29 protein-coding genes and 5 pseudogenes are annotated in these 26,818 nt (G+C 32.4%); 10 read left to right on the forward strand and 24 right to left on the reverse strand.

Translation table 11 applies throughout. The annotated features are described in order from the left end of the window. Window positions 1-54 precede the first annotated feature (54 nt). Window positions 55-534, reverse strand: a complete 480-nt coding sequence (locus LMD38_RS14640; protein ID WP_228919792.1) for a DUF4183 domain-containing protein — start codon at window positions 532-534, stop codon at window positions 55-57. Between the two features lie 183 nt (window positions 535-717). On the opposite strand from LMD38_RS14640, the pseudogene LMD38_RS14645 reads away from it, so the two are divergent. Then, window positions 718-918 (forward strand): annotated as a pseudogene (locus LMD38_RS14645) (BclA C-terminal domain-containing protein); the annotation flags it as partial. A 403-nt stretch (window positions 919-1,321) separates the two neighbouring features. Here LMD38_RS14645 and LMD38_RS14650 read toward each other — a convergent pair. After that, on the reverse strand, window positions 1,322-1,936 hold the full coding sequence (locus LMD38_RS14650) for a helix-turn-helix domain-containing protein (RefSeq protein ID WP_141114937.1): 615 nt from the start codon (window positions 1,934-1,936) through the stop codon (window positions 1,322-1,324). A gap of 57 nt (window positions 1,937-1,993) precedes the next feature. On the opposite strand from LMD38_RS14650, the gene LMD38_RS14655 reads away from it, so the two are divergent. Beyond that, on the forward strand, window positions 1,994-2,578 hold the full coding sequence (locus LMD38_RS14655) for a LysE family translocator (protein WP_016717491.1): 585 nt from the start codon (window positions 1,994-1,996) through the stop codon (window positions 2,576-2,578). A gap of 89 nt (window positions 2,579-2,667) precedes the next feature. Here LMD38_RS14655 and LMD38_RS28835 read toward each other — a convergent pair whose 3' ends face one another. After that, window positions 2,668-2,715, reverse strand: a complete 48-nt coding sequence (locus LMD38_RS28835; protein ID WP_116777251.1) for an N-acetylmuramoyl-L-alanine amidase C-terminal domain-containing protein — start codon at window positions 2,713-2,715, stop codon at window positions 2,668-2,670. Between the two features lie 107 nt (window positions 2,716-2,822). On the opposite strand from LMD38_RS28835, the gene LMD38_RS14660 reads away from it, so the two are divergent. Then, window positions 2,823-3,083: a hypothetical protein gene (locus tag LMD38_RS14660; RefSeq protein WP_016717490.1), complete on the forward strand. Its 261-nt coding sequence runs from the start codon at window positions 2,823-2,825 to the stop codon at window positions 3,081-3,083. 338 nt (window positions 3,084-3,421) lie between these two features. On the opposite strand, the gene LMD38_RS14665 is transcribed toward LMD38_RS14660, so the two are convergent. The 7 genes and pseudogenes from LMD38_RS14665 to LMD38_RS14695 form a co-directional block, all read right to left on the reverse strand. Then, entirely contained in the window at window positions 3,422-4,495 is a 1,074-nt protein-coding gene (locus tag LMD38_RS14665; RefSeq protein WP_016717489.1) for an RNA-guided endonuclease TnpB family protein, read from the reverse strand. Window positions 4,496-4,897: 402 nt separating this feature from the next. Beyond that, window positions 4,898-6,694 (reverse strand): ABC transporter ATP-binding protein, encoded by a 1,797-nt coding sequence (locus LMD38_RS14670; RefSeq protein ID WP_016717487.1) that lies wholly within the window; start codon window positions 6,692-6,694, stop codon window positions 4,898-4,900. Beyond that, window positions 6,687-8,441, reverse strand: a complete 1,755-nt coding sequence (locus LMD38_RS14675) for an ABC transporter ATP-binding protein (RefSeq protein WP_016717486.1) — start codon at window positions 8,439-8,441, stop codon at window positions 6,687-6,689. Before LMD38_RS14675 ends, LMD38_RS14670 begins: the two co-directional genes overlap by 8 nt. Before the next feature lie 221 nt (window positions 8,442-8,662). After that, window positions 8,663-9,259, reverse strand: coding sequence for a DUF1349 domain-containing protein (locus LMD38_RS14680; protein ID WP_000703152.1), 597 nt, complete (start codon window positions 9,257-9,259; stop codon window positions 8,663-8,665). A gap of 33 nt (window positions 9,260-9,292) precedes the next feature. Beyond that, a complete protein-coding gene (locus LMD38_RS14685) occupies window positions 9,293-10,177 on the reverse strand; it encodes a GNAT family N-acetyltransferase (RefSeq protein WP_016717485.1) in 885 nt (294 codons plus the stop codon). A 261-nt stretch (window positions 10,178-10,438) separates the two neighbouring features. Beyond that, window positions 10,439-10,513: pseudogene (locus LMD38_RS14690) on the reverse strand (MOSC domain-containing protein); the annotation flags it as partial. A 139-nt stretch (window positions 10,514-10,652) separates the two neighbouring features. Next, entirely contained in the window at window positions 10,653-11,696 is a 1,044-nt protein-coding gene (locus tag LMD38_RS14695) for an aspartate-semialdehyde dehydrogenase (RefSeq protein WP_016717484.1), read from the reverse strand. 129 nt (window positions 11,697-11,825) lie between these two features. Between LMD38_RS14695 and LMD38_RS14700 the strand changes: the two genes are divergently transcribed. Continuing rightward, window positions 11,826-12,698 (forward strand): LysR family transcriptional regulator, encoded by an 873-nt coding sequence (locus LMD38_RS14700; protein ID WP_016717483.1) that lies wholly within the window; start codon window positions 11,826-11,828, stop codon window positions 12,696-12,698. Between the two features lie 70 nt (window positions 12,699-12,768). Here the strand turns inward: LMD38_RS14700 and LMD38_RS28730 are convergent. Both LMD38_RS28730 and LMD38_RS14705 read right to left on the reverse strand, forming a co-directional pair. Then, a pseudogene (locus LMD38_RS28730) lies at window positions 12,769-12,891 on the reverse strand (MFS transporter); the annotation flags it as partial. Window positions 12,892-12,960: 69 nt separating this feature from the next. Beyond that, window positions 12,961-13,566, reverse strand: coding sequence for a PRK06770 family protein (locus LMD38_RS14705; protein WP_016717482.1), 606 nt, complete (start codon window positions 13,564-13,566; stop codon window positions 12,961-12,963). Window positions 13,567-13,776: 210 nt separating this feature from the next. On the opposite strand from LMD38_RS14705, the gene LMD38_RS14710 reads away from it, so the two are divergent. Then, entirely contained in the window at window positions 13,777-14,559 is a 783-nt protein-coding gene (locus tag LMD38_RS14710) for an arginase family protein (protein ID WP_016717481.1), read from the forward strand. 34 nt (window positions 14,560-14,593) lie between these two features. Here the strand turns inward: LMD38_RS14710 and LMD38_RS14715 are convergent, their stop codons facing one another. Together LMD38_RS14715 and LMD38_RS14720 are read right to left on the reverse strand one after the other, a co-directional pair. Further along, the gene (locus LMD38_RS14715; protein ID WP_141114919.1) at window positions 14,594-15,253 is read right to left on the reverse strand and encodes a nucleoside/nucleotide kinase family protein; all 660 of its coding nucleotides are present in this window, start codon (window positions 15,251-15,253) and stop codon (window positions 14,594-14,596) included. Continuing rightward, entirely contained in the window at window positions 15,253-16,149 is an 897-nt protein-coding gene (locus LMD38_RS14720; protein WP_061182555.1) for a CPBP family intramembrane glutamic endopeptidase, read from the reverse strand. Before LMD38_RS14720 ends, LMD38_RS14715 begins: the two co-directional genes overlap by 1 nt. 375 nt (window positions 16,150-16,524) lie before the next feature. Between LMD38_RS14720 and cspD the strand changes: the two genes are divergently transcribed. Both cspD and LMD38_RS14730 read left to right on the forward strand, forming a co-directional pair. Beyond that, on the forward strand, window positions 16,525-16,728 hold the full coding sequence (gene cspD, locus LMD38_RS14725; RefSeq protein WP_000176368.1) for a cold-shock protein CspD: 204 nt from the start codon (window positions 16,525-16,527) through the stop codon (window positions 16,726-16,728). 86 nt (window positions 16,729-16,814) lie between these two features. Then, window positions 16,815-17,000 (forward strand): cold-shock protein, encoded by a 186-nt coding sequence (locus tag LMD38_RS14730; RefSeq protein ID WP_000286198.1) that lies wholly within the window; start codon window positions 16,815-16,817, stop codon window positions 16,998-17,000. Window positions 17,001-17,039: 39 nt separating this feature from the next. Here LMD38_RS14730 and LMD38_RS14735 read toward each other — a convergent pair whose 3' ends face one another. Both LMD38_RS14735 and LMD38_RS14740 read right to left on the reverse strand, forming a co-directional pair. After that, the gene (locus LMD38_RS14735; RefSeq protein WP_061182365.1) at window positions 17,040-17,591 is read right to left on the reverse strand and encodes a GNAT family N-acetyltransferase; all 552 of its coding nucleotides are present in this window, start codon (window positions 17,589-17,591) and stop codon (window positions 17,040-17,042) included. Window positions 17,592-17,793: 202 nt separating this feature from the next. Beyond that, on the reverse strand, window positions 17,794-18,420 hold the full coding sequence (locus tag LMD38_RS14740) for a class I SAM-dependent methyltransferase (protein WP_000946614.1): 627 nt from the start codon (window positions 18,418-18,420) through the stop codon (window positions 17,794-17,796). A 205-nt stretch (window positions 18,421-18,625) separates the two neighbouring features. On the opposite strand from LMD38_RS14740, the gene LMD38_RS14745 reads away from it, so the two are divergent. Further along, window positions 18,626-19,174, forward strand: coding sequence for a hypothetical protein (locus LMD38_RS14745; RefSeq protein ID WP_062822452.1), 549 nt, complete (start codon window positions 18,626-18,628; stop codon window positions 19,172-19,174). 52 nt (window positions 19,175-19,226) lie between these two features. On the opposite strand, the gene LMD38_RS14750 is transcribed toward LMD38_RS14745, so the two are convergent. The 4 genes from LMD38_RS14750 to LMD38_RS14765 form a co-directional block, all read right to left on the reverse strand. Then, entirely contained in the window at window positions 19,227-20,627 is a 1,401-nt protein-coding gene (locus tag LMD38_RS14750) for a protoporphyrinogen oxidase (protein WP_062822453.1), read from the reverse strand. A 60-nt stretch (window positions 20,628-20,687) separates the two neighbouring features. Continuing rightward, window positions 20,688-21,416, reverse strand: a complete 729-nt coding sequence (locus tag LMD38_RS14755; protein ID WP_062822454.1) for an alpha/beta fold hydrolase — start codon at window positions 21,414-21,416, stop codon at window positions 20,688-20,690. 112 nt (window positions 21,417-21,528) lie between these two features. Next, complete coding sequence (locus tag LMD38_RS14760; RefSeq protein WP_000424361.1) at window positions 21,529-21,678, reverse strand: aspartyl-phosphate phosphatase Spo0E family protein; 150 nt, start codon at window positions 21,676-21,678, stop codon at window positions 21,529-21,531. Between the two features lie 207 nt (window positions 21,679-21,885). Further along, window positions 21,886-22,446: a helix-turn-helix domain-containing protein gene (locus LMD38_RS14765; protein WP_000581029.1), complete on the reverse strand. Its 561-nt coding sequence runs from the start codon at window positions 22,444-22,446 to the stop codon at window positions 21,886-21,888. Between the two features lie 170 nt (window positions 22,447-22,616). On the opposite strand from LMD38_RS14765, the gene LMD38_RS14770 reads away from it, so the two are divergent. Beyond that, window positions 22,617-23,504: a DMT family transporter gene (locus LMD38_RS14770; protein WP_062822455.1), complete on the forward strand. Its 888-nt coding sequence runs from the start codon at window positions 22,617-22,619 to the stop codon at window positions 23,502-23,504. A gap of 21 nt (window positions 23,505-23,525) precedes the next feature. On the opposite strand, the gene LMD38_RS14775 is transcribed toward LMD38_RS14770, so the two are convergent. From LMD38_RS14775 to LMD38_RS14790, 4 genes and pseudogenes are all read right to left on the reverse strand, one after another. Next, window positions 23,526-24,038, reverse strand: coding sequence for a GNAT family N-acetyltransferase (locus LMD38_RS14775; RefSeq protein ID WP_062822456.1), 513 nt, complete (start codon window positions 24,036-24,038; stop codon window positions 23,526-23,528). 141 nt (window positions 24,039-24,179) lie between these two features. Continuing rightward, on the reverse strand, window positions 24,180-25,124 hold the full coding sequence (locus tag LMD38_RS14780) for a GNAT family N-acetyltransferase (protein WP_140168732.1): 945 nt from the start codon (window positions 25,122-25,124) through the stop codon (window positions 24,180-24,182). A 37-nt stretch (window positions 25,125-25,161) separates the two neighbouring features. Beyond that, window positions 25,162-25,686, reverse strand: a pseudogene (locus LMD38_RS14785) (GNAT family N-acetyltransferase). 207 nt (window positions 25,687-25,893) lie between these two features. Beyond that, window positions 25,894-26,416, reverse strand: a pseudogene (locus LMD38_RS14790) (CatA-like O-acetyltransferase). A 200-nt stretch (window positions 26,417-26,616) separates the two neighbouring features. On the opposite strand from LMD38_RS14790, the gene LMD38_RS14795 reads away from it, so the two are divergent. Beyond that, window positions 26,617-26,799 (forward strand): DUF4021 domain-containing protein, encoded by a 183-nt coding sequence (locus LMD38_RS14795; RefSeq protein WP_062822458.1) that lies wholly within the window; start codon window positions 26,617-26,619, stop codon window positions 26,797-26,799. Window positions 26,800-26,818 lie beyond the last annotated feature (19 nt).

The following is a 26,818-nucleotide window of genomic DNA, read 5'->3' on the forward strand; positions in this document are numbered from 1 at the left end:
TACTTTAATGTAGAGCAAAAAGACAGATCCCTTTTATTTAAGAATCTGTCTTTTTTAATTAATAATGATAAATTGTAAAATAATTGAAGAACCTTGTGATGGTGGTTGATTATCTAATAAAGTTAGCTGACCAGTACTAACCTGATATAATGGTTGTGGTTGAAGTATTCCATTAATAAACAGATTAATGTACGAAACCTCATCAGGGGATAATATGTGAGTTGTACCATATTGAGCTAGCCCATCTGAATCTGTATATATAAGTTTTTCTCCATCTGAAAAAGTGTAAAATAATAAATTAGTTGTTGTTATGGGGCCAATAACTCCAGGTGGACCTGTGTCTCCCGTTACTCCCGTTGCTCCTGTTGCCCCTGTTATGCCTGTTATGCCTGTTGCTCCTGTTGCTCCTGTTGCTCCTGTTGCTCCTGTTGCTCCTGTTGGAATATAAATTGGCGGAAGAACCGGAAAAGTAGGTCCAATATTCTCTGGTCTTACCATCCCTTTATTCAAAGATAATTTTTCATTACTGTTCAATTTACTACCTCATTCCACATTTTGTTTACTGATTAACAAAATAAAACCTCTATCATTTTAGTACAATTCCATAACTACTTTTTCATACTCAAATGATTTTACACAAAGTAAACTTTTTATCGTTACTATAACTAGTAGTATTAATATAATAAAATGATAGTTCCATTCCAAAATACTAAATCGCTACTATTAAACTCTTCGACTCCACTTTCCGGATCTATCTTTTCACCCGCAATATCAACTTCAAATTATAATAATAATTTAATAATCAATTTAATTGCTGGTAATACAATTTCACTTCAACTATTCGGCGTATTATCCATAGTTAATTTAGTTTGGGGTGGTTTAACAGGTGCCTCTTTAACAATTATACGAATCGATTAAAAAATGATTCGTTCTTTTTTATAATAATCATTCTTAAATGCTAAAATAGTAACTGTTACATCATTCCTTAAGCTTATATATTAATAACTTCACGACAGTGATTTTGCAATAAGAAACACTTTGTACTATATTCATAGTACAAAGTATCTATACTAAATTTTCCGTATATACATTATCAATTTACACTGCTCTCTGCCAATGTTACATTAAAGGTGAAGGTAGTTTCTCAAATGCGAACCATCTCAATACGTATATGAGAAACAAACTCCAATCCTATACGCGAGAGCAATACTATGTTGACACTCAAACGAGTGTCCTTTTTTATGAATTTCAAAAATAAAACCATCTTTTATAGATGGTTTATCAACGCACTTTTCTTTATATTCTTCATGCAATAGTAAATTTATATAACCGAATAATATATGGTCATACTTAACCTAGTTAGCGTTCTTCCGAAATTATGATAAGAGTGTGGTCTATCCGCCTTAAAGCGAATTGAATCCCCACTATTTAATTTATATTGACAATCATTTATTTCAATTGTCAATTCCCCTTCAAACACCGTTATAAATTCTTCAGTCCCTTCTTTATGACCTTCCGAATTTAATTTTCCTTCTGTTTCAATTTCAACCGTATAGATTTCAAAGTTCCTATCATCTTGAAAAGGAAACGAAGGATACACTTTATATCTTCCATTGTCTTCTGATAATACTTGAACATCATTTCGTAAAACAACTTTCGTATCTGATTGCGGATTATTGATTAAAGAAGTAAAAGACACTTTCAAACCATTCGCAATTTTCCATATCGTTGTTAATGTTGGACTTGATTCTCCACGTTCAATTTGTCCAATCATTGTTTTACTCACCCCTGTTAATTGGGAAGCCTTTTCTAAACTTAATTTTTCTTTTTCTCGAATTGTTTTTAAATTTTTCGCCAGAATAAGTTGAATTTCTTCCATAAGAAACACTCCTACACTATATACAATATAACGACCGTTATGTATAATAAAAAGCACACGTTATATTGTTCTTTTCAGTCATTATAACATACAAAATAATTAGGGGGTTTTGAAATGCCTATATTTTCTTTTTTGTTATTTGTTTTTATAAGTAGCTTCACACCCGGACCTAACAATTTTTTAGCTATGACATACGCTAATCAACATGGTTTAAAAAGGAGTATGCCATTTTGCTTCGGAGTAGCTTTCGGTTTTTTCATCCTAACTTCCTTATGTAGTTTCTTTAATATTGTACTAATTAAAATCCTACCCATAATCGAATTTCCTTTAAAAATCTTAGGTGTAGCATATATGCTATATTTAGCTCTTAAAATACTCACAAGTAAAACTAGCACAAATCCCGATGAAAAATATAATAAAAATTTATTTACAGTTGGGATTTTCCTTCAGTTTATTAACCCTAAAGGAATACTATTCGGACTAACTGTAGTATCAATTTTTATTCTTCCTTACTACAATTCATATTCAAGTTATCTACTTTTTTCATTATTTCTAGGTGTAGTTGGATTAATGAGCACATTTAGTTGGACATTATTCGGTTCCATGTTTCAAAAACTTTTGTTGAAGCATACTAAATCATTTAACATCATTATGGCCGTTTTATTAGTTTTCAGTGCGCTTTCCATTATAACCAATTAAATTTCCTTTATTAAAAAAAGAGGATTACTCAATAAAAGTATCCTCTTTTTTAGGCCGAGTGATTTTTCTGTTTCACTAAAATAAAATCTTTACTTAACTTCATACCACCAGCCTCTACGCTCAAGGTAATCCGTCATTCCTTTAAGTTGCGGCCTCTACTTTTTATCATTCATTTTAAAATCTCTTTATAATAATGCAGAAAAATACGCTATAATATAAATTATTGTTCTTTAGGAGGGGTTTAATGGCTGATAAGTATAAATTTTTAATTCTTGTTATTACAGCATTTTTTTCTTTCTTTTCCTTAATAAAAGATTTCCGTAACACTTCAAAAAGTTTCTTTTGGGGAAGCTTTGCAATCCTAACAAGCTTTATATTATTATTAACACACGCTTTAGAGTTAACTCCAATACTTCTCCATTCAGCCCAGATGGCTCTTGAGATTATTACAATACCTCGTAAATTATTGTTCCCGTCTGGCACTGAAGTTGCTAGTCTTTGCTAGCAATTCGTGTATCTAAAAAAATTCAAGTCTATATTTCTAATTATCTTTGTCAACTACCCCCACTGAGATAAAGCCTTTCAGTGGGAGCTTGAGTTCGAACACTAGGTCTTTTCGTCTATCGCTAGACAGGTTGACGCTCTAGCATTCATGCTACCTTATGGTAACACCCCAAGTCTGTTTTTGGTTGGTACTGACAACGAACGATTGTTTCCCCACTTGCCCCCCCCTTTCGAAAAAGAGCAGTTCTTCCTTTTGGAAGAAGAGCCACCACTCAGATGAATCTGGCGTGTGCTACAAGCCCCGACAAGTCGCGTACACATGGATGGTTGACACACCCACTAAGCTATGCGTGAGGCAATAGCCTTACGTTTTTGCACTTCTAATAGAATCGGCGTTTTCACTTTGAGATTGTCATCCAATTCTACAACTCCTGATTTTTTCAATGTATTCAGCGCACCATTCATATCAGCATGGATACATGTTCCTGCTTTACTTTGGTACAAACCACGAGTAATTCGTTTGCCGCTAAAGCGATACGCCGTCTTATCATCCTTAGACCAAACTGGAACCGGATCTTTATCAAGAAAACTAGCTTTTGAAGTATAGCTTTCTTCTTGTTTTAAAAAACGAATGCCTTCTTTTACACATTTATTCTCAATCGCTGCAATCAATTTCTGAAATGGGATTTGAACAAACTTTTGATTATTCTTTTTCCCCATATGAGAGTTTTGTTTCCAACCAGCGTTATACCCTACAATAATCGTATCTATATCGAATTCTTTCACTTTTTTGAACAACAGACCTACTGTTTGTGCAATGTAACCGTTTATTTGTCTTTCTCGTTTATGCCAAAGTGCGGCCATTTTATTCGTTACAATACGTTTTGAAATTCCATTGTCCATATTTTTCTGTTGGAGGTTACATATCATTTTGTTGAAGTATTGATTTATGGATTTTAGTTTTTTTCCATCAATTAAGAAAGTATCACCTGTATTGGTTACGCAACTTAACAATCTGTCTACACCTAAATCGCAACTCAAAGCGTTACTCGTAGTCGTGGATGGTTTCTTCATTTGTTCCAATACCTTAAAAAAGCTCTTCACTTCTGTAAATAAGGATCTACGAATCGCTTGAACAGAGTTTGATTGAATGCCCGAGTAGTTCATATCATTTTGCATGGCAGTGTCCACTTCTTTGACAGTAGCCATCCTGTTATGATTCAAGTAACTTTGTTTCATCGTGTACAAGCCAACATTTCGCAACGCTTTTGAACTATGCGACATACGTTGCAGTAAACGAAATTCTTTTGTAGTCAGACAAGCTCGTCCAATATTCTGTTTCTGCGTGAATCGTTGCATGTTTTCTCTTTTCTTTTGTTTCCGTAATACTTTCACTGCTTTCTTTCTAGCCATTGTTTTCACCACCTTTCTTAGAGAGTTCATTACTTTTGATAAATCAATATTGGGAACGAAATGAAACAACATGCGAACATGTTCTTCATCGTAATTCCTTTTGACTCAAGCAGCCGAATGATAATGATAATCATAATTATTATTTAATTTCGTTGTCTTACAATCCATTCCCTCCTTATCTACGCAGATTATATCGTAAAACGAAAAAAACATTAGCGCTGGGAAAATTACTATGAGCGAAACAACAGAGTTCAGCCTACCTTCTGACGGCAATTCATCTCCACCTGAATTGTTGGGTTTCACCCGTAACACAAATCAGATGGAGTTTTCTTGCCGAAAAGGATAAATATAAAAATGCGGTTTCTCCTTTCTAGAGAAACCGCACCCTATCAAAAATTCTTATTAAATTTTAAACTGACTCGTATACAGATCAAAGTAAAATCCTCTATCTTCCATGAGAGATTCATGGTTCCCTTTTTCCAAAATACTTCCATCTTTTATAACAAGGATTTGATCTGCTTTTTCAATCGTTTTCAGTCGATGAGCGATTACGAAACTTGTTCGACCTCTCATTAAATTGTTTAGTCCTTCTTGTATTTGTAATTCTGTTCTCGTATCAATATTAGATGTTGCTTCGTCGAGAATTAATATATCTGCATCTGCTAAAATTGCCCGTGCAATCGCAAGAAGTTGTTTTTGTCCTTGACTTAAATTCGATCCTTCTGAAGCAATTTTCGTTTCATATTGATTCGGTAAATGTTTTATAAAAGAATGTGCAGATGCTGCCTTAGCTGCATTGATTACCTCTTCATCACTAGCATCTAATCGACCATAACGTATATTATCCATAATCGTCCCAGCAAATAAATACGTATCTTGTAAAACTACTCCTATTTTACTTCGCAACGAATTCATATCATATTCTTTTATGTTTTTTCCATCAATATGAATTTGCCCTTGCTGTATATCGTAAAAGCGCGTTAGCAAATTAATGATTGTTGTTTTGCCCGATCCAGTTGGACCTACTAAAGCAATTGTCTCCCCTGGCCGCGCTTTAAAACTCACTTCTTTTAAAATCGTTTTATTTTCCTCATACCCAAATGAAACATTCTCGAGTGCAACATGTCCTTGTAAATTTTGTACAACGAATGCATCTTTTTTATTTTTGATTTCCGGTACTTCATCCATAATTTCAAAGACACGTTCCCCACCAGCCACTGCCGCTTGAATCGTATTCATTAAAGTTGCGAATTGACTGAGTGGTCTTGAGAATTGACGAGAATAATTAATAAATGCTGCAATGACACCTACTGTTGTCATTCCATTTAAAACCATTACTGACCCAGTCCCAATTACAAGTCCCATACCTAAGTTGTTAATAAAGTTCATACTCGGAAAAATAAAAGCTGAAAATGTATCCGCCTTCGTTGCAGAAACTCTTAGCTGTTCATTAATTTTATTGAAATTTTGTACGGTTTCTTTTTCTTTCCCATATAACGTTGTAACATCCGCACCTGTTATAGCTTCCTCAATAAATCCATTTAACTCTCCTAAATCTTTTTGACGCTTTGCAAAGTTTTTACCACTATAAGCAACTAGTTTTTTTGTAACGAAAAACATAATAGGTACTGTAATTAAAGTAACAATCGCTAAAATCCAATCTAATGCGAACATCGCAATCGTCACACCTATAAAAGTTAGCGCTGATGAAATAATTTGTACAACACTTTGTGTCAACGCTTGATTCAAATTATCTATATCATTTGTTACACGACTCATTAAATCCCCTTGAGAACGTACATCAAAGAACCGTAAAGAAAGCGTTTGGATTTTCTCAAAAATATCTTGTCGTATTTTTTGTATCGTTTTTAATGCAACATTAACCATTACAAATGTTTGTAACCAAGTTAATAATACTGTTACACCATAAATCGCGATAAGTACCAAACACATTCTCGCCGTACCGCTTAAATCTTTCGGTACAATATATTGATCGATAATTACTCCCATTAAATACGGACCTAATAACCCAAGTAACGTCGTAACAAACACTAAGAATATAACGAACGTAAGGGCAGCCTTTTGGTAGCCCATATAGTTCCATACTCTCATCACAGTTCCTTTCGTATTTTTAGCCTTCCCCATCTTTGATGCGTTACGCCCACCTTTATTAGCAAATTGTCCTTGAAAATTACGCATGTTCTTTCCCACCTTTTTTATATAAATTACCACCTTGGGAAAGATAGATTTCTTTATATACCTCACATTGTTCTAACAGTTCTTCATGTGTACCATCACCAACTAATTCACCGTTATCTAAAACGAGAATTTTATCAGCATCTATTATAGATGAGATTTTAGAAGCGATTAATAAGGTTGTTGTTCCTTTATATTGTGTTCTTAATGCCGATTGAATGTTAGATTCTGATTTTGCATCCACTGCTGATGTAGAATCATCTAATATAAGAATAGATGGCTTTCTCACAAGCGCCCTTGCAATTGATACACGTTGTTTTTGGCCACCTGACAAATTCGTCGCACCTTGTGTTAAATGATATTGATATGAATCTTCCAGCTTGTTAATAAACTCAGTCGCACAAGCTGATGAAGCTGCTACTTCTAATTCGTCATTTGATGCATCTTCTTTACCGTAACGTAAGTTCTCTTCTATGCTACCAGAAAACAACAATGCCTTTTGAGGTACAAAACCGATTGACGCACGAAGTTTTTGTAAATCATACGCCTTAACATTTATTCCATCAATGCATATTTCCCCTTGATCAACATCATATAAGCGTGGTAATAATTTTGCTAAAGTAGATTTACCACTCCCTGTAGAACCAATAATCCCGATTTTTTCACCTTTACTTATGCGAAATGAAATATCTTTTAAAACATATTCATTATTTTTCGTGTAACTATAACTAACATTTTTAAATTCAATTTGTCCCTCAATTTGCTTAGGTGCAAGCGCATTTTTTGGGGTCATAATATCAACGTCAGTATTTAAAACTTGCTGTACACGATCCGCTGACGGAAATGCTCGCGCGATTTGCATAAATACCATACTTATAGACATAAGTGACATTAAAATAATATTCAAATAGTTTATAAACGCTAATATAGCCCCTACTTGAAGGGTTCCATTAAATACTTTCTCTCCACCAACCCATAATGTTGCGACAATTCCGCCACTTACAACTAACATAATGATTGGCATCATTAAGGAAATAAGCTGCACCGCTCGAATATTTATCTTCGTTAAATTTGTATTAACATTTCCAAACTGATTAATTTCATATTTTTGTCTTACATACGCTTTAATCACACGTACTCCAGATAAATTTTCTTGTAACTTTGTATTCACTTTATCTAATGCTTCTTGCACTTTTCTGAACGTCCCGCTTGCTTTACTCGCAATGAATATAATTGCAAGTAATAAAATTGGAACGACTACGAGTAATATAGGAAATAACTCACGCGCTGTCATAAAAACAATGATTATACTTCCGATAAATAACAAAGGTCCACGAACAAGAACACGTAATGTCATCGTCATCGCCGATTGAATAGAAGTAATATCATTTGTAACAATTGTTAATAACTTTCCCGTTCCAAACGAATCACGATTTTCACTAGAAAATGTTTCTATTTTCGCAAACACATCTTTTCGTATGTCAGTAGCGAAATTAACAGCTGCTTTTGTAGAATACATCATACACCCAAGTCCTCCAACTAAACCGAGTGCTGCAGCTCCTATCATAAGAAGTCCCATTTTTATTACATAATTCATATCCCGATTTGCTATCCCAACATCAATAATATGTTGCATAATAGTCGGTTGAATTAAGTCCATCGCAACCTCAAGTACCATAAATAGTGGTCCAATAATAGCGAAGAACATGTATGGTTTTAAATACTGTAATAATTTGCGAAATGATTTCATACATAATCTCCTTTTTCTATGAAATTACCAATGAATAATTCATATCCCCCCTTATTTAAGTGATATAGTTTGTAATTTCTTTCTTACTTTTATTATATTATGTAAATTAATATTTAACATTATTAAATGATAAGCATTAATGACTTTTCGGTCAATAAATGTGCTTTGTATTATATAAAAATAAAAACCGCATTCTCAATGAAAAGAATACGGTTTTTCATCTATATTTTTTCAGTTGTGAAATCTAAAAACTCAGTCTCAAATCCATTATTTTTAGAAGGACTACACGTGTAAAAACCTATTTTAATAGGCTTATCCCCTATATCTTCCATCAAATGAGCGATTCTGATTTGTTCCCATTGGTGGATTTTCTTTACATATATTGTATAATCACCACGTTTACGAACAATTCGAAAACGAAGTTGCTCGTTAGCTAATTCTGTCGGAAAGTCTTGCGTGGACCAATCGGAATATCCATTATTCGTTACGACAGCTCCTAAATGAGATGGACCATCTGGAATATATTCTAATGAAGTTTTCAGCCAACACTTTTCCGAAACCATAACAAAAAGACCAGCTTGATCGAATTTTGAATTTGGATTCATACGCAATTGAACTTCAGCTTGAAAGTCTGTCATCGTCTCTGTATAAAATACATGACCATTCATTACTTCGAATCCATAATGTGTTTTAAGCCAAAAATCTGTTTCGGCTTTCGAGCGGACAATAAGCGCATGATTGTTATTAAGCTTATAATACTCAGGTACATTCATTATAGTAAGTTGCTCAATATGTTCTGGTATATGTGATATTTTCATAGTTCCTCCATAATAAAGCATCTATATGCACATTTAAAATTCTACTAATACTGGGAATTTATAACCTTTCAAATCCAACTCTCTATTACTTCGAACCATTAAATACTTACTTGATTGTAATTCTGTAAACTGTACATCCTCAACCCCTAATTGATCTGGAGAGAAGTAAAATTTGATTTCTGTAAATCTTTCAGCGATCTCCCCACATATTTCATCTAAAACTGGAATTACTGGTGCAAACACTCCATATAATTTCAACTTTTCATTATCTACTTCATACACAATTAGAGCATCTAGCTTCTCTGAATAATACAATTTTCCATTCCATTCCGAATCATACATATTCAAATAAAACGAAGGACGGAAGTTTAATGTTGAAAAATTATTTGAAAGTCTTTGGCTACTATCTATAGTTTCATGTATTAGCTTTCTATCCTCTTCCATATAATAATCTAGCTCTCTAAGTGAGAAATCATTATTATTCTTTTTATCATATCGAATAGTCATTAAATATTCCTGCACAACTTTAAAACCAAATGATACATATAATTCAGGTTTTTCCGTAAACAATAATGTACATTCACATGTCTTATCGATCTCTTCTATCATTTTACTCATTAATTGCGTCATGAGTCCTTGTCCACGAAAATTAGGGTGTGTCATTACCGATTGAATGCCCGCTGCATTTATTCTTTCACCATTTACTAGCAATGGTAGCGAGAATGCCGCAACATTTGCAACCGCTTTATCGTCATGTAAAAATGATAAAGCTTTGTATGTATCATCCCAATAACCTCTCTCTGAGAAATCATTCAATGTTTGAATTGTAATTCCAAACACTTCTTCAAATAAAGGAAATAACTGCTCTCTTTTCGGTTCTTCTAAAAGAAGTTTTTCAAAATTTTCAACATTCCCCATGTTGTCCCTCCATACGTTAATTCCATCCAATTAGATATAGTTGTAGAACCTGCCCTTAAAGTAATAGGTCTTACCAATCAATATACTATCATAAAATATAAAAAAAGAGTCTAATTAATTTTATGTTTTGACTATTCGAAAATAAGTCGAATAAAACAATATTAGGATTTTTGAATATTAATGAGTTTATTATAGAAAAATAGTGCTTTCTACTTCGTTTTTACTCATAGAAATACACCATTTATAAAAAAATATTTTTTATTATTTTTTCCCTTCAAGTCTTTCCTTCGTATTCATTTCTTCTCCACTTATACGCTTTTCAAAAGACTTTCTCCAACAACAGTCGAATTACTGCAAAACATTGTAAACCACTTACTACTGGCTTTCAAATCAAATGCGATTGGAATAAAGCGAACAGTTATAAAATAAAAACTAGGAAACTGTAATCTTTAACAGTTCCCTAGTTTCCTTAATACTAAATGATTCCCTCTTCCACCATCGTTTCTGCAATTTGAACCGAGTTCCACGCCGCACCTTTTAATAAATTATCGGAAACGATCCAAAGATGGAATCCGTTTGGTGTATCAGGATCTTTTCTAATCCTACCGACAAATGTATCTATTTTTCCTTCTGCATATAATGGCATTGGATACAGCTGTTCACTAGGGTTATCTTGCAAAATAACACCTGGTGCATCAAGCAGTACTTCTTTAATTTCTGCAACAGTTACTTCTTTTTCAAGTTCTATATAAACCGCTTCTGAATGACCTGATACAACCGGAACGCGCACACAAGTAGCTGCCATTTTCAAGTTGGGGTCTTCTAAAATCTTCTTTGTTTCTTGAATCATCTTTACTTCTTCAAAGGTGAAATCATTATCCGTAAATATATCTACTTGAGGAAGTACATTAAATGCAATTGGATAATGTTTTTTATCTTTTTTCGCTGGTAATATGGTACTCTCCACTTCTTCACCTGCAAGTATTGACCTAGCCTGTTCTTTTAATTCTTGAATCGCATGAATACCAGAACCCGATACAGCTTGATAAGTTGAAACGATAATTCGTTCTAATCCGAATACTTTTCGTATTGGCTGAAGAGCTGTTACCATCTGTAATGCTGAACAATTCGGAACTGCTATTATACCTTTATGTTCCTTTAAAGTGTGCGCATTTACTTCCGGAACAACAAGCGGTACATCAGGTGCCATTCGGTATTCACTAGTGTTGTCAATTACGATTGCACCGCTAGAGACAGCTTGATTTACAAATTGTCTAGAAACTTCTCCTCCAGCGCTAAAAAAGGCAATATCTACCCCTTCAAAGCTATTTATTTTTGCTTCTTGTATAATGATCTCTCGCCCTTTAAATTGTACTGTCTTACCAGCCGATCTTTTTGACGAAAGTAACGTAACTTCAGCTATATTAAACTTTGTTTCTTTTTCTAACAGTTCAATAATTTTCTGACCTACTGCACCCGTAGCCCCAACAACAGCTACATGATAGCCCTTTTCACTCATCTTTTCTCCTCCAATGTTAAATGAATAAATATTTCTACAATTTCATTTTATAAGGAATTTAATCATTTGGAAAATTGAAATACGTGATATAATCATTCACAAATCATGATAATAAAAGAGGGATTTTTTATGGAAATGAGACATGTTAAAACTTTTTGTGCCATCGTTAAGTATGGTAGCTTTTCTAAAGCTGCTCACGCGTTAGGTTATGCGCAATCTACTGTAACAGCGCATATGAAAGCATTAGAAAACGATTTACACCTCCCTCTTTTTGATCGATTAGGGAAAAAAATACTTCTTACAAAAGCAGGTCATCAATTTCATCCTTATGCTTTAGAATTACTTGCAATTTATGAAAAAGCGCAAGAAATCCCTCAAAATACCGATCAATTAGAAGGTACATTAAGTATTACATCAAACGAATCATTAGCAGTGTACCGTTTACCACAATTATTACGTACTTACAAACAGAAAAATCCGAAAGTAAATATCGTACTTGAAACAAATACAAATGAACAAGCATTACAAAAATTACGTGAAGGAGAAACAGACATTGTCTTCATAATTGGAGAATGTATAGAACATAATGATTTTATTACGCGTACATTTAGTAATGAAACATTTGGATGGATTTTACCACCTCATTATTCTACACAATCTAATCCGTTTTGTTTATTAAAGGATACTCAGTTTATTTTTACTGAACAAAGCTGCGGTTATAGACCAATGGTAGATCGTTTTTTACGTCAAAGCGGGAATATTCCAGCTAAAACATTTGAAACTTCCAACGTTGAAGTTATTAAACAATCCGTTATGTGTGAGTTAGGAATTTCAATTCTTCCTTACATCGTTGTACAAGAAAGTTGTCAAAAAGAGCAACTCTGTTTTCAGCCTATCGAAACGTCAACTGTTATTCAAAGTCATATAATCTATCATAAATCTAGATGGATTTCCCCTGTAGTACAGTCGTTTCTTTCACTCTTAAAAGTGATGAAAGTATAAAAAGAATATGAAAGAAAACATGAATTGAAATCCTTTGAAGAATATCAATCCACGTTTTCTTTCATACTACTTATATAGTCACCTTCTTTTTATTAGATAATGCTTTTCCTTTAACTAGAACAAATATAATTGGAAGGACGAGTAAACTAGCAATTGCACACATTATTCCTAAAGAAGAAAACGGAAAGCCATTTATTTCTTGTGTCAACAAAAACACCTTTGTATGTATAACAACAAAGGTGTTTCAAAATCAACATACTTCTTATTTATTAGTCTGTTCTCCACCTGCAATTAATTTACTACCTGAATATGTACCTTTTTGCATAAACACTTGATTAATTAACTCTTTTTGTTCCGCTTCTGACATTACTCCTTTTCCTTCTCCTAAATTCCCGCTTTGTAATTTCCAAATCTTATTATGATCCTCATCCATCTTTTCATATTTTCCTTGTTTCCATCTCTCTAAAATGTCTGCATATGTAGTTCCTTGTACTAGATCATTACTTTTTACAATATCAAGCAAACTTTCAATTCGTTCTTGTGTAATAAAAATATAACCCCATTTTTGATCAGCCTTCGTTTTTTGATGTGCCATTTCATGTAACGCTGTCTGTATGTTCTCATCTGTCCATTTAAAATTTTTATTAAAACCGCTATTCGGTAATGAATGATTGCCATTTTCTAAAAGCTTTGCATCTTCAGCTTTTACATTACTATCAGCCAGCACTTCTGCTGCTGGAGCAGCTGGTGATGCCTTTTTCGCAGCTGGTTTACTATTATTCAAATAATACAGCATACCATATGTTAAACCTACTCCGATTACCGCCATGCCAGCTATAATTCCAATTATTTTAAAGAATGTTTTCATCTTGCTTGTTTCCTCCCGCATATCTCATTTCATATTTTCTATTCCCTAAACCACATATGTATTTCCTTATATTATATTTCTTTCTTTTACAAATTGAAAGATTATTCTGTCAAAAAAACCATCTTTTTCAAATGCAACTTCACCTCTAAGCATTTCATTTTAATTTTATAAAAATATGTGCTAGCCTACCTATAAAGGAGATGAATAAATATGAGTTTATTGCATAACGGTTTAACTTTTTTAAACTTTGATGATACGTATTTATTACAAAATAAACTACATTCTTATTCACATGAAGATATTGATTTTACTCATTTAACACACACAAATCTATATTGCGAAAACACTTCTTTAATGCAAATAAAAAGAGCATTAAATCGTAGAAAAAATAAGGGGATTACTTTTATAGGTTCTGGGAATTATCATTATGTATCTTATTTACTATTAGAAGAAATGGACAAGCCTTTTACCCTTATACTATTTGATCATCATACTGATATGAACTTACAGGGAGCGAATGAACAGACTCTTATTTCCTGTGGATCTTGGGTATCATTTTCTCTTCGAAATAATGATAATTTAAAGAAGGTAATCATTATTGGGCCTTCTTCTCTTACAATTCATTCTAATGATTGTCCATACGTAGAAATTTTTCCAATTGATATATCACATGAAGTATCCATACATACAATACTTTCACATATTCATACAGAAACAATATATGTAAGCATTGATAAAGATGTGTTAGATCCAAAAGTTACTATTACCAATTGGGATCAAGGGCACATGAAATTATCTAGACTTTTACAATTTATTCATTCTCTAATTATGAATAAATCTATCTATGGTATTGATATTTGCGGTGAACTCCCAGTTTATCCTTCTCAACTTTTCTTACCTAAATATAAAAATGCTATCCATAAAAATGAACAAGCAAACTTACAAATTTTAAAAACAATTTATGAAACGAACTTACATATTCAATATGCATAAAAAGAACGAGTACCTTATAAGGTACTCGTTCTTTTTATGCGCGATTTTCTTTTAACCACTTCGTAATCGCATCTAATCTCGAAACATCAAAACGACTCTCTTCACACACATGTAAACTGTTTAAGTTATTTACAATTTCTAGTTCATTCGTTTTCACACTTTTCGCTTCAATTATTTTACAATACCCGTCTGTAACGTTATTTAAATTTTCATAATAACGTTGAAACGATTTTGATATATATAAATGTTTTTCAAAGTTTCTTCTTCTTTTAGTCTCGTCAGATTCTTTCCGTTTTCTAAGTTCTTCATCATTTGTATATAAATAAAAATATTGATCTGGAAAACCAATTTCCCTATTAACCAGCTTATCTTTATAAAAGTTTTCTATTAAAGATAATGGCTGATCAAATATTTCAAAATGGAAACACCAATTATAGCTAAGTGGCTGATAAATGTCTCCATCAAGTATTATTAATTTATATTGCTCTGACTTCTGCACTGCTATTTTCCAGCGCTCTACTTGCTTTTCAAAATACCATGTTCTATGTTCATTTTTTGGTCTTTCAAATAATAAATTCACTTCAGGTATAATATAAGCACCATAATTCTTTTCTAACTCACGACACGTTGTGCTCTTACCAACCGCACTCGCTCCCTCAAACGCTATAATCCCCATAGTTTCTCCCTCTTTCATTAACTAAAATCTCTTTGTTTCGTTTTTCTCCCCCATAACTGTTTCCATAAAACAATTGAAGCGATGGAGAGCATTATAGTTGTAATGATACTCCCTTCAATTCCGAACGAGCCTCCATGAAGGAATTCCGATCCACTTGTTACAGGTTTAAAAAGTGGTGTAGAATACATTGTCATTCCACTAACCGCAAAACCAAATACGTTATATTGTGCCCAATTCCAAATGGAATGCCATGCGCATATCCCCCAAAGACTACTGTCTTTCAAAACGTAAAAAGCTGCAAACACACCAACTAATATTATATTCGATATTGAAAGAATTGTAATACCTGGATTTAGTAAATGAAGAAAACCAAATAAAAATGAAGTTACAACAATACCGATCCATATACGGCTTCTAACAGAAAGAACTGGAAATAACCAACCCCGAACAACAATTTCTTCTGTTGCACCTTGTACCAAAAAAGCAACTAAAGATCCCAAAATTCCAAGTATAGCGGTTGGTGTAATGTGTTGCATTTGTAGTTGTACATTTCCATTTAATAAAAGTAGCATGACTGGTATTGAAATAAAAACAAAACCTATTAATGCACCTCTTAAATATTTTCTTATCCACTGATTTCTCCAAAACCCAATGGATGAAATTGATCTTTTCTCTACAAATCTAATCCATAAAAAAACAAAAAATATAGCTCCGCCAAACGTCAATATCATTTCAATATCACTATAAATTGCTTTCATTAAAAGCGTTTCTGCTTTCGGTAAAAACAACATAAATAACATGAACAATTCACCTAAAGTTAAAAATACAATTGCAAGTATAACAGCGAATACTGGATGAACTTTTCTTCTTCCTTCTTTGGCTGCTTCAATTATTTTAAATTGATTAGACTGCAATATTCTCGCCTCCTTAACAAATACATCAACACTATTCTTATACTATATATCGATTTACTAATACAAATTCCTAATAAAAATGTTCTTAGTTTAGCATAAACCAAAATTAGGAATAATATATAAATAAAAGAGATGTTTTTGTGTCTTTTACCATCCTATTTCACACTGGTATTACCAGCACTTGCTATTTCCCACCATTTGTTGTAAGATAGTAATTAAGGTCAATTTAACAGTATATTTTCTTTGCATATTATCAAGTATCAATGAGGAACATTTTATATTCCTTATGGGTTTTTGATAATATGTGAAATTTTATTTTTCATTCAAATAAGGCCGAACATATTGTAATCTTTTTAATTTTTAGGAGGCATTACCATGACATTAACAGGTAAAGTAAAATGGTTTAACAGCGAAAAAGGTTTCGGTTTCATCGAAGTTGAAGGTGGCAACGACGTATTCGTTCACTTCTCAGCTATCACTGGCGACGGCTTCAAATCTCTTGACGAAGGTCAAGAAGTTAGCTTCGAAGTTGAAGACGGTAACCGTGGACCTCAAGCTAAAAACGTTGTAAAGCTATAATTCAAACAATAAAAAGGTTGTTACCAGCACGGTTAACAACCTTTTTAATATATAACTAAAATTTTTTACATAAAAGGAGTGGTTACATGTATCGCAATCGAAAGAACGATGTAGCAGAAGTACCACCAGAACAAACCCCTGTCTGGGAATGTGAAGCAGAGGATTGTTTAGGATGGATGAGAAAGAACTTTTCATTTGAAGAAGAGCCTAAATGCCCTTTATGTAAAAGTAGCATGAAAAGCGGAGAACGTTTATTACCTAAGTTAGGTTAATTTTTAGCTTAACCCCTCTTATTTAAGAGGGGTTTTTTATTATAAATTTATATGTTCAACATCCGTTCGAACTATAGAATACAATAATGCATCATGTTGCTTATTTCCTTGATGAATATATCCACGTAATAATCCTTCTTTATGAAAGCCTATTTTAGATAACATTTTACAAGAAGTAACATTTTCAGGGTATGTAATAGCACCAATTCTAAATAAACCTAAATCTTGAAATCCATAATGAATAATTTCCCTAGCCGCTTCTGACGCATAACCATTCCCCCAATAACGAGGATGTAAGTCATATCCAATTTCAGATCGTTTACTCCATAATTGTAAATTATTTAATCCAATTGTACCTATTAAAGTATTCGTTTCTTTTAATACAATCCCCCATCGTATTGCCTTTTTCTCAAAGTAATTTTTTGAAAAAGATTCAATCATACGTGAAGCTTGTCCAAACTCCGTAAAAGAATTCATACCGTAATAACATGTTACCTCATCCAATGAAAAGATTTCATATATTTTTTGACAATAAGATTGTTCTATTTCAACTAAACGCAAACGTTCTGTTTCTAATATAGGAAATGCCATAGGATCACTCCTTTCTTTCTACATATTCATTATAGCAGAAAAAATATTTATAATTAGGAAAGTCCTCAATGTCCCATTAATCAAATATTTCAAGAGTAGCCTACCCTCTTAATTCAATACGAACTAAGAGTAACCCTTCTTGCATTTACATGATGCGAAAAATAAAGAGATGATCATAGTACACTGATCATCTCTTTATTCCCTATTTATTTGCAACTAATGCCCAATGACATGGAGCTGTTTGTCTCCAATTTATACTTGAAAAACCAGTTTCTCTAAGAAGTGTATCTAACTCATTCACAAATGGATATACTTCTGTACTATCCCACTTCCTCCCAATTCGTTCTCGCGCTTCATTTAATGCAAAATCAGATATGAACATAATATCTAAAAGAAGAAATTTCCCTTCTTTCTTCACTATTCTATAAACCTCTTCACAAGCTTTTTTCCTCTCTGAAGGTAACACCTCATGAAAACAAAAACTGGAAATAACTATATCAAAAGCTTCATCTGCTTGATTCGTATTTGTAAATGATCCTACCTCTAAATGATACATTGGATATTTCTCTTTACATGTTTCTAACATCTTTTCTGATACATCCACCCCTACTACACTCTCATTATTTTCACTCACTAATGAAGCGAATGCACCTGTTCCAATTCCAATATCAATAATTTTTTCTTTCTTATATAGTTGAATCATTTCTTCCGCTTCAATCAAACTATTGTTATATCCATATAATGGACCTGTTGCTTCTTGTAAATTTTCATCGTAAGTTTTTGCCCATTCGTCAAATAATTTTTGCGTTGCTTCAACAGTACGTAACAATCACATTCCCTCCTATTATCCTGTTCTTATCTTCATTTTTAAAAAGTAATTGTATTATTCTCATTGCCATCACTCCGTTCGAATTGATATACCTTACCATTTCGATTCCATACTCACTTTTCCCTTCTAAAACAACACCCTACCCCATACATTTATGGTAAAATATAGTCAATACATTATTTTATTGTGGAGGTGTAAATTTCCTTTGTATATATTCATCAGCTTATCCCTCTTACTCATATTACTCATATTTTTATTTGCAAAAAAGTTCGCCCCAAACTCATTCATGATCACTAGTTTTAAAGGTAATAGCTTTAAGACATTTTCAATCAGCATTTTAATCGCCGCTACTCTTTCTCTTTCATATGGAATCTATCACGCAGCAACATATCAACCTAAACATTTAGACATCACATTACAAAATCAAAACTTTACGGTTTTCGGTAACGTTGGAGAGCTTGGATATTTCTCAGAAGAATTACTAAAAAAAGATACAGAAGTTAAGCTACATTTTGCCTCTTGGAAACCAATGCAATTAAATAATCCAGAAATAATAGTAAGCTATCCTTCCGGTAAACAGGAAACATGGAAACCGAACATAACATTACTTCCTGTCAATAAATTAAAAGAGAAACATGGTATAAAAGAGCTTTATCAACTCTCATCATATTCATTTAAAGAATCCGGTAACATAACATTAACGATTACTGAAAATCATACAACGAATAAAAAGATCTCAATTCAAGTAAAATAAATAAAATGTCCCTCCAATATAACGGAGGGACATTTTATTTATATATGCTATATTAATTTGCCGGTTCATTTAATGTTGCAATGATTTCATCCGCAGTGTTCTTTCCATTTCCAATACACGCACCAATTCCGACACCGTAATATGAGGCACCCGCTAAGTATACATTAGGATATAGATCCGTCATTTTTTCTTGTAATGTTTGAACTGCTTGATTATGTTCTAAATGATATTTCGGCATTAAATCTTTCCAATTTGTCACTTCAACTACTTCTGGTTCACCTTTAATTCCGAGACTCTTTTCAATATCATATAAAGCGACTCGTACTAATTCTTCTTCATTATAATTTTTAATCGTTTCATATACCGGATTCGTACTCTTATAAAACATTCTCACTAATAGCTTTTGGTTTCCAGATGTATGTTTCCACTTCCGGCTTGTCCATGTACAAGCATCACAATGTAAATCACTGTTTTCTGTTACGATAAATCCTGTGCCGTCCGCTGGTAATTGTTCATCTAGTATGTCAAATCCTAAGTAAATACTTATAAGTGATGAATTTTTAAATGTATGAAACTGCTCGTTTAACTCATTAGACTGTAATAAACTTTCTGCGATATCATGCGGAGTTGCTAAAACAACATAATCAGCTTGGATTGATTCGTGATTTGCAAAGGAGACTTCATAGCGATTACCTTGTTTGCTTACAGCGGTCGTTACAGCCCCCTTCTTAATAACAGTCTCAGTCAGCACTTTTTCTAAACGATCAATAATCGTAGATAATCCACCTTTAAATGATACGAACTTTTTATTTCCTGCTGATTGAAACTGTTTTTTATTCTCTTCAAAACCTTTAATAATACTTCCATATTTATTTTTATAATCCAGTAAATACGGTAGTGTAGACGCCATAGTAAGCTCATTCAATTTACCAGAATATACACCTGAAAGCACCGGAGCAATTTGTCTTTCTACTAACTCTTTCCCTAAAAAGCTTTCTAAAAATACAGCAAGAGAAGTATCTTTTGTAAACTCTTTATTTTTCGTTATGAAATCTTTTAAAGCAACAATTTTCCCTTTCGTTGATACTAGCGTACTGCTAAACAACGACTGGACACTCATCGGTATCCCAAATATAGTATCAGAAGGAATTGGATGTAAAGTATTATCAGAATATATGTAAGAAATACCCGTTTCGTTATACACCATTTCTTCTTCTAAATTTAAATCCTTTATAAGCGGCATGACATGTTCATTACGAGCAACGATAGAATCTGCTCCGGATTCCATAATAAAATCCTTTTCTTCTACACTATGGATTTTCCCACCTAAGTACTCTTCTTTTTCTACAAGGATTAAATTTAAATCTATATTATAATCCTTTTTTAATTTTTCTAAATAAAACATAGTAGAAAGTCCTGTTATACCTCCACCGATGACAACAACTGTTTTCATATGTATTGCGCTCCTAACCGATACAATTAATAATTCCTTTATTATTATACCCAAAAGTCCTTATATTCGACTAGCAACTTGCGCGTTCTGTAAGAAATTAGACAATATATTCGAATAAATTTTTGGTTGATCACTATGCACTAAGTGACCAGCAAACGGAATAACGGCAATATGAATATTTTTGTTTAATTGTTTGAACGTTGTTGCAGCTGTAACTTCATCTTCTGAATCTCCCCCAGCAATACAAAGTGTAGGTATTTGAAGATTCGCTACTTCACCAGTTTCATCGTAAGGGTACCAATCTTTAACTTGCCACGATTCAAGCAATGCTTTCCAATCACTTTTTTCATGAATTTGATTCATATAAGTTACAACTTCTTCATTTTCCATCAATTGCTGATGACACTTCGCTTCATACTCCAACGACTCTTCCCAATTATCCCTCTTAACCGGAAATATACCTGAAAAAGTTAATGTTCTCACTTTCTCTGGATACTTTTTTGCAAATAATAAAGCGACTAATCCTCCTAGTGAAACACCAGCGATATGACATCTATCAATTTGTAAATGCTCTAACGTATCACGCAAATCCTTAACAGAACGTAGGAAATAATTCTCCAATGTCCCCCCTGATCTTCCATGCCCTCTTAAATCAGGGCGAATGACTTGATAATTTTGTTCTCGAAAGAATGCTACCTGCTCTTCATATTCAACTAAACCTATCATACCACCAGAATGTAAAAGTACGATTTGTTCCCCTTCGCCTGAAATGTGCGTAAATAATATCATAGTTCCCCCACCTTTAAAACGGAATATTCTATCAATTATTAGTATATAGTATACATTTGAATTTCCAAATAAAAAAGAACTATAACATTTTCACATCATGTCATAGTTCTTCCTATTTTAAAAACATAAAGTAATTAATTAATTTGTCTATTTCTTGACTTAATGCCAATACTTTTTCATGTTGAATTCCGTAATCTGATACTAAATATAAAAGTTCTTCTTTCTTTATTTCAATTACTTTTTCCAATTTCACTAATTCCATGTCGTTTTACTTCTCTCTCCAATACTAAAATGTATGTATTTTAGTATAGCCTATTTACATAATTAGTAAAAGCAAAATACGGATGTAAAATCTTACATATTTGAAAAAATAATATACTACTAACAAAAAAAGAAACTAGATTAAGCCGCCTTTTAAAATACTTTTGTTTTCCATTTTCTTTCTCACCTAGTTAAAATCACTATATTTTCATCCTAAAGATGGTGTCAGTACAAATAAAATGTGATTCGATTCATCACTTTTATTCAAAAACCGATGCTTCACATTCGGTGGAATACGTACAACATCGCCTTCTTCTAAAAAATATTCTTTTCCCTCCAATTCCACATACACTTCCCCTTTCATAATAACAGCAATCTCTTCCTTATCTTCATGGGAATAATGGCTTTCTGTTGTATTTGCTTGTTTATTTAAATCCATCATTAACATTTCAATACGTGCTTTCATAAAATCAGGTGTTAATACATCATATACAATGTGATCATTGTTTTCCCGATATACTTTTTTTCGATCTTTTTTCTTAGAAATGAGCGAATCTGTATCAATATCGTTAATAAAAAGTGTAAACAGCGGTACATTCAATGCTTTTGCAATTAACTCCAAAACATTTAAAGAAGGATTAGCATGTCCTCTTTCAATTTGGCTAATTAGTGATGTACTAATCCCTGCATAATCAGCGAATTCACGAATTGTCATATTATTTTTCTTACGATAACTTAATACTGTTTGTCCAAGCCTATCATGTATCATAGTAAAACTTCCTTCCGTCCATCATAATGCATATTTCATTGTCTATGTGCTTACATACTAAACAAAGGCAAATAATCCTTTCCTATTATCTCCGGGACTTATATACTTACCCTTGTACATTATATCGTATTAAGTTTATTATAATAAACATTCTATCGGAGGGACAAACTTTGAAATCACCTATTCTTTCATATTTCATCTTATTTTTTGGTGTATTCGCCTTATCAACTTCAGCAATTTTTGTAAAATTGGCAGATGCTCCTGCGACAATCATTGCTTTTTACCGATTATTCTTTGCCACACTAATTCTGTTACCGTTATTACTATTTAATAAAAATAGTCGAAATGAGCTAAAAACTTTAACGAAAAAACAATGGACATTTGGATTCATATCTGGGCTATTTTTAGCTGCACATTATGTACTATGGTTTGAATCATTACAATTTACTTCTGTAGCAAGCTCTACAGTTATCGTAACGTTACAACCTTTGTTCTCAATGATTGGTGGTTATTTTTTATTTAAGGAAAGATTTACGAAAGGAGCGGTTATTGGTTGCCTCATCGCTATTTCAGGTAGTATCATCATTGGCTGGCAAGATTTCCAAATTAGTGGAGAAGCTTTATATGGAGATATTTTAGCAATTATCGCTGCCGGTATTATTACTGCTTATTTTTTCATTAGCCAACACGTTCGTAAAGATTTGTCACTTATACCATATTCGGTAATTAGTTATGGAAGTAGTGCTGGCTTTCTTGGCATATTTGCTTTCACACAACAAGAATCTTTCATCCATTACTCTACACAAACTTGGTTGTGCTTTATTGGATTAGCTTTCATTGCTACAATTTTAGGACAAACCATTTTTAATTGGTTGTTAAAATGGATGAGTGCTACTGTAATCTCCATGAGCATTTTAGGAGAAACGATTGGGACTTGTATACTAGCGTACTTTATATTAAATGAGACTATTTCTTTACAACAAGGACTAGGTATTTCAGTTATTTTTATTGGTTTAGCATTATTTTTATTACAAGCAAATTCTAATAAAAAAGCATGACATTATACTGTCATGCTTTCACTATGCATTATGTACGATTAAACCGTCAGGTCTAAAACGACTCATCATAATTTCATTAATAAACTTTCCGTGAGCTTTCAAATTCCCTATCTTTACTCCCTCTTCTACAAATCCGAATTTTTCATATAAAGATTTCGCTTTCGGATTCGTTTCTAAAACACCTAGTTCTACTCTCTCTAGCATTAACCAATTATCAGCCAAATCAAGCATTTTTGTAAGAAGAGCTTTTCCAATGCCTTTATTATGATATTCACTATCCACCCCGATAAACAAGTCACCCGAATGAGATCTACGTCCTGGACTTTGGGTTAATCCAACAAATCCTACAACTTCCCCATCATACTCTGCAACAAATTCAAATTGATTTGAAGTTAAATTTCGAATTCTATTTTCCATCGCATCTACACGCATGCTAGGTAAGAAAACCATATAAGGTAAAACGTCATCTTGTATGCATATACGGTGAATCGCTCTAGCATCTTGTATTTCTACTGCTCTTACTTTGATCGCCATATTTTCTCTCCTCCATATTCATAACAATATATTCTACCTTCCTGCATGAAACCCCTTCTCTCCTGGATTTCTTTATGTTATTTTTACATAATTATTCCGGAATAATATTAGATTTACAAACTTCTTATCTACAATTAAGGGTTAACTTTTCACTTTATTATATAACGCAAGCAGTTTTTCAATTGGAATACCATTTATTTTCATACCGGTTATATCACAATTTTCTATTTCAATATTTTTCAAATTACTATTATGTATTACAGTACCTTCCAAATCACAATTATCGAATAAAATAGATTCCTTCTCATCTCCAAGACTTGTATTTTTGAATTGCACTCCACCTAATGTCACCAAATTAAATTTACTACCGGAAAGATTTAAATCTGCAAATAAAGATCTTTTAAAATTTATATTTCTAAACTTAGATTGACTTACATTACAATTACTCATATTTATATGCATTATATTACTACCAACAAATGCACTGTTTTTTAAATTCACTTGATAATACTCTGTATTTGCTAAGTTACAGTTTTCATATTGGCTATTTTTTATATTTTTATTTTTTATTAGGTTTTCTTCAGCTGACTCTACAGTGATTCTTTTTACATAACAATACTCATCATCAGATTTAAAAGTTATTTCATAGCCCATTTTTTTATAAAAATGATGATTATTAAGTTGTCTACTTGATGTTTCAAGATCCCAAATCCTTATGCTTGGATATTCCTCTTCTATTAATTTAATAACATTTGATCCAATTCCTTTCCCTTGATAAACAGGCTCTACAAAAATACGATCAATTCGGCCATATGACTTACCTGAGATCGTAACTATAATTCCCCCAATTATTTTCCCATCCAACATCACTTTGAAAGAATCCAACTCATCAATCGAATATCTCATCATTTCAACTGAAGAATACCCTGGTGGTTGGATGTTATAGTCAATAACATCACCTTGACCACATAACCATCGTTTTGCTTCTTCATCAAATGTTCTTGTCATTATTTCTGTTAACTTTTCTGCATCTAAAATTGTAGCTTTTTCTATAGATATTATTGTCATCTTTGTTTTCCCCTTTATCGTTACAAGCAAATAACCTTTGCGAACGAAATAATTATCAATTCACTTTTGGTTTTAAAGTTTTTCCCATTATTATATATGGAACATCATTTGTACTTGGATGAAATGGCTCTAATATATTTACCCACTCTAATCTTTCATATAACGAACGCGCTTTTTCATTGTTTATTTGTGTTGTTAAAACACTCGTTCTATTTGAAATTCCTTTTAGTAATTTATTATGTAATTTTGTTCAAAGACCTTCATTTTGATATTGTGGATGAACTGCTAACTCTACAAATTCAAAACAATCTTGTAACCACTCTTCTACTTGCTCTAAATTTAACGCTTCTCTCATTAATCGATTATAGTACTGTCCTTCTAATGAGCGATAACCATAAGTAAAACCAACCACTTCATTTTCATCATTTATTGCTACTATACCTTTAAAATCTGCATATTCTACATGTCTTTTCATTCGCTCAATCATCTCATTGAAATTTGTTTTTTCAAATGCTTTACAATACAGTTTTGCCATATTCTCAATTAGGATCTCTTCTTTTTCAATACTTACGAATTTCACTTTACTACCCCCTATTAAATCATTTTAAATTTTAGATGATTGAAAATAAAAAAAATTAAAACAATCCCTCTCTTTACTATTAAACTATAAATAAACCTATATTTTCCACTGTTGCTTAGTATTAATGAATAAAAGAAGAGACCATGCAATATAAACATGGTCTCTTCTTTTATTCATTTTCAATTGCACATAATTAAAAATTAGATATTACTTAAGCCACTCGTTGCAAGTATTACTTAACTCCTGTAAATCCTCTATAAATCGACTCGCATGATATCCATCACAAACCGAATGATGAACTTGTAATGAAACTGGTAGCATTAGGTGGAATATTTTCTTTCGTGAAAAGACCATGAACACTAGCATAGTTTCTCATATCGTCTTCATAATTTTTATAGAAGATGTGGAAATCACTTGAATAATCCGTACATATACTTGAAAAAGACTTATCATCTTTATGAAAGATTGTATAACTCGGTATCATTTCCTCCCAATAGCCTAAAACTCCTTCATCGTTAAAACATGTTCGAAATTCTTTATGTTTATTTATTATTCTCGAAATTATATAAATAAAAGTCGGATAAAATTTAATTCCCTTTTGATGTACTTTCTCTATTAGAAGCGTAATATCAACATTCCCTGTCATACTAAACGTACATTTTAATTCTAAATAATGTTCAAAATACTGCTCTCTATTCCAATTTTCTCTATCAATTACGTGAAACTTCATTTTAATATCCTCCTAAAATTTTCTATTTATTTTAGAAGGCTAATTTCCTTGCTTTCACCATAAATGTTCACTCCTAACAGTTTACATTTCACTCTAATTGTTTATTTAATTATATAACATCTATAAGAATCCATTCACATATTTCTGGAAAGCCATCCACATACTATAAATAAATCAAATGAAATTTGGAGGATTCATACATGAATAACAAAAATGTAAATAAAAAAGAAAATGTTATCGAAAACGCTACACCTATTCAAAATAATACTACTGCAAATCTTAATATCGAAGAGCAAGCAATGAACGGCTTATATGGAATGCCAGAAACCGCTATTGAAGATGCTGATCATGCTACATCTGATGATTTGACTTCAAAAAATTAATTACATTGAAAGAGCCAAG

It is taken from the genome of Bacillus pacificus (genome assembly GCF_020861345.1).
Classification (GTDB): Bacteria; Bacillota; Bacilli; order Bacillales; family Bacillaceae_G; genus Bacillus_A; species Bacillus_A pacificus.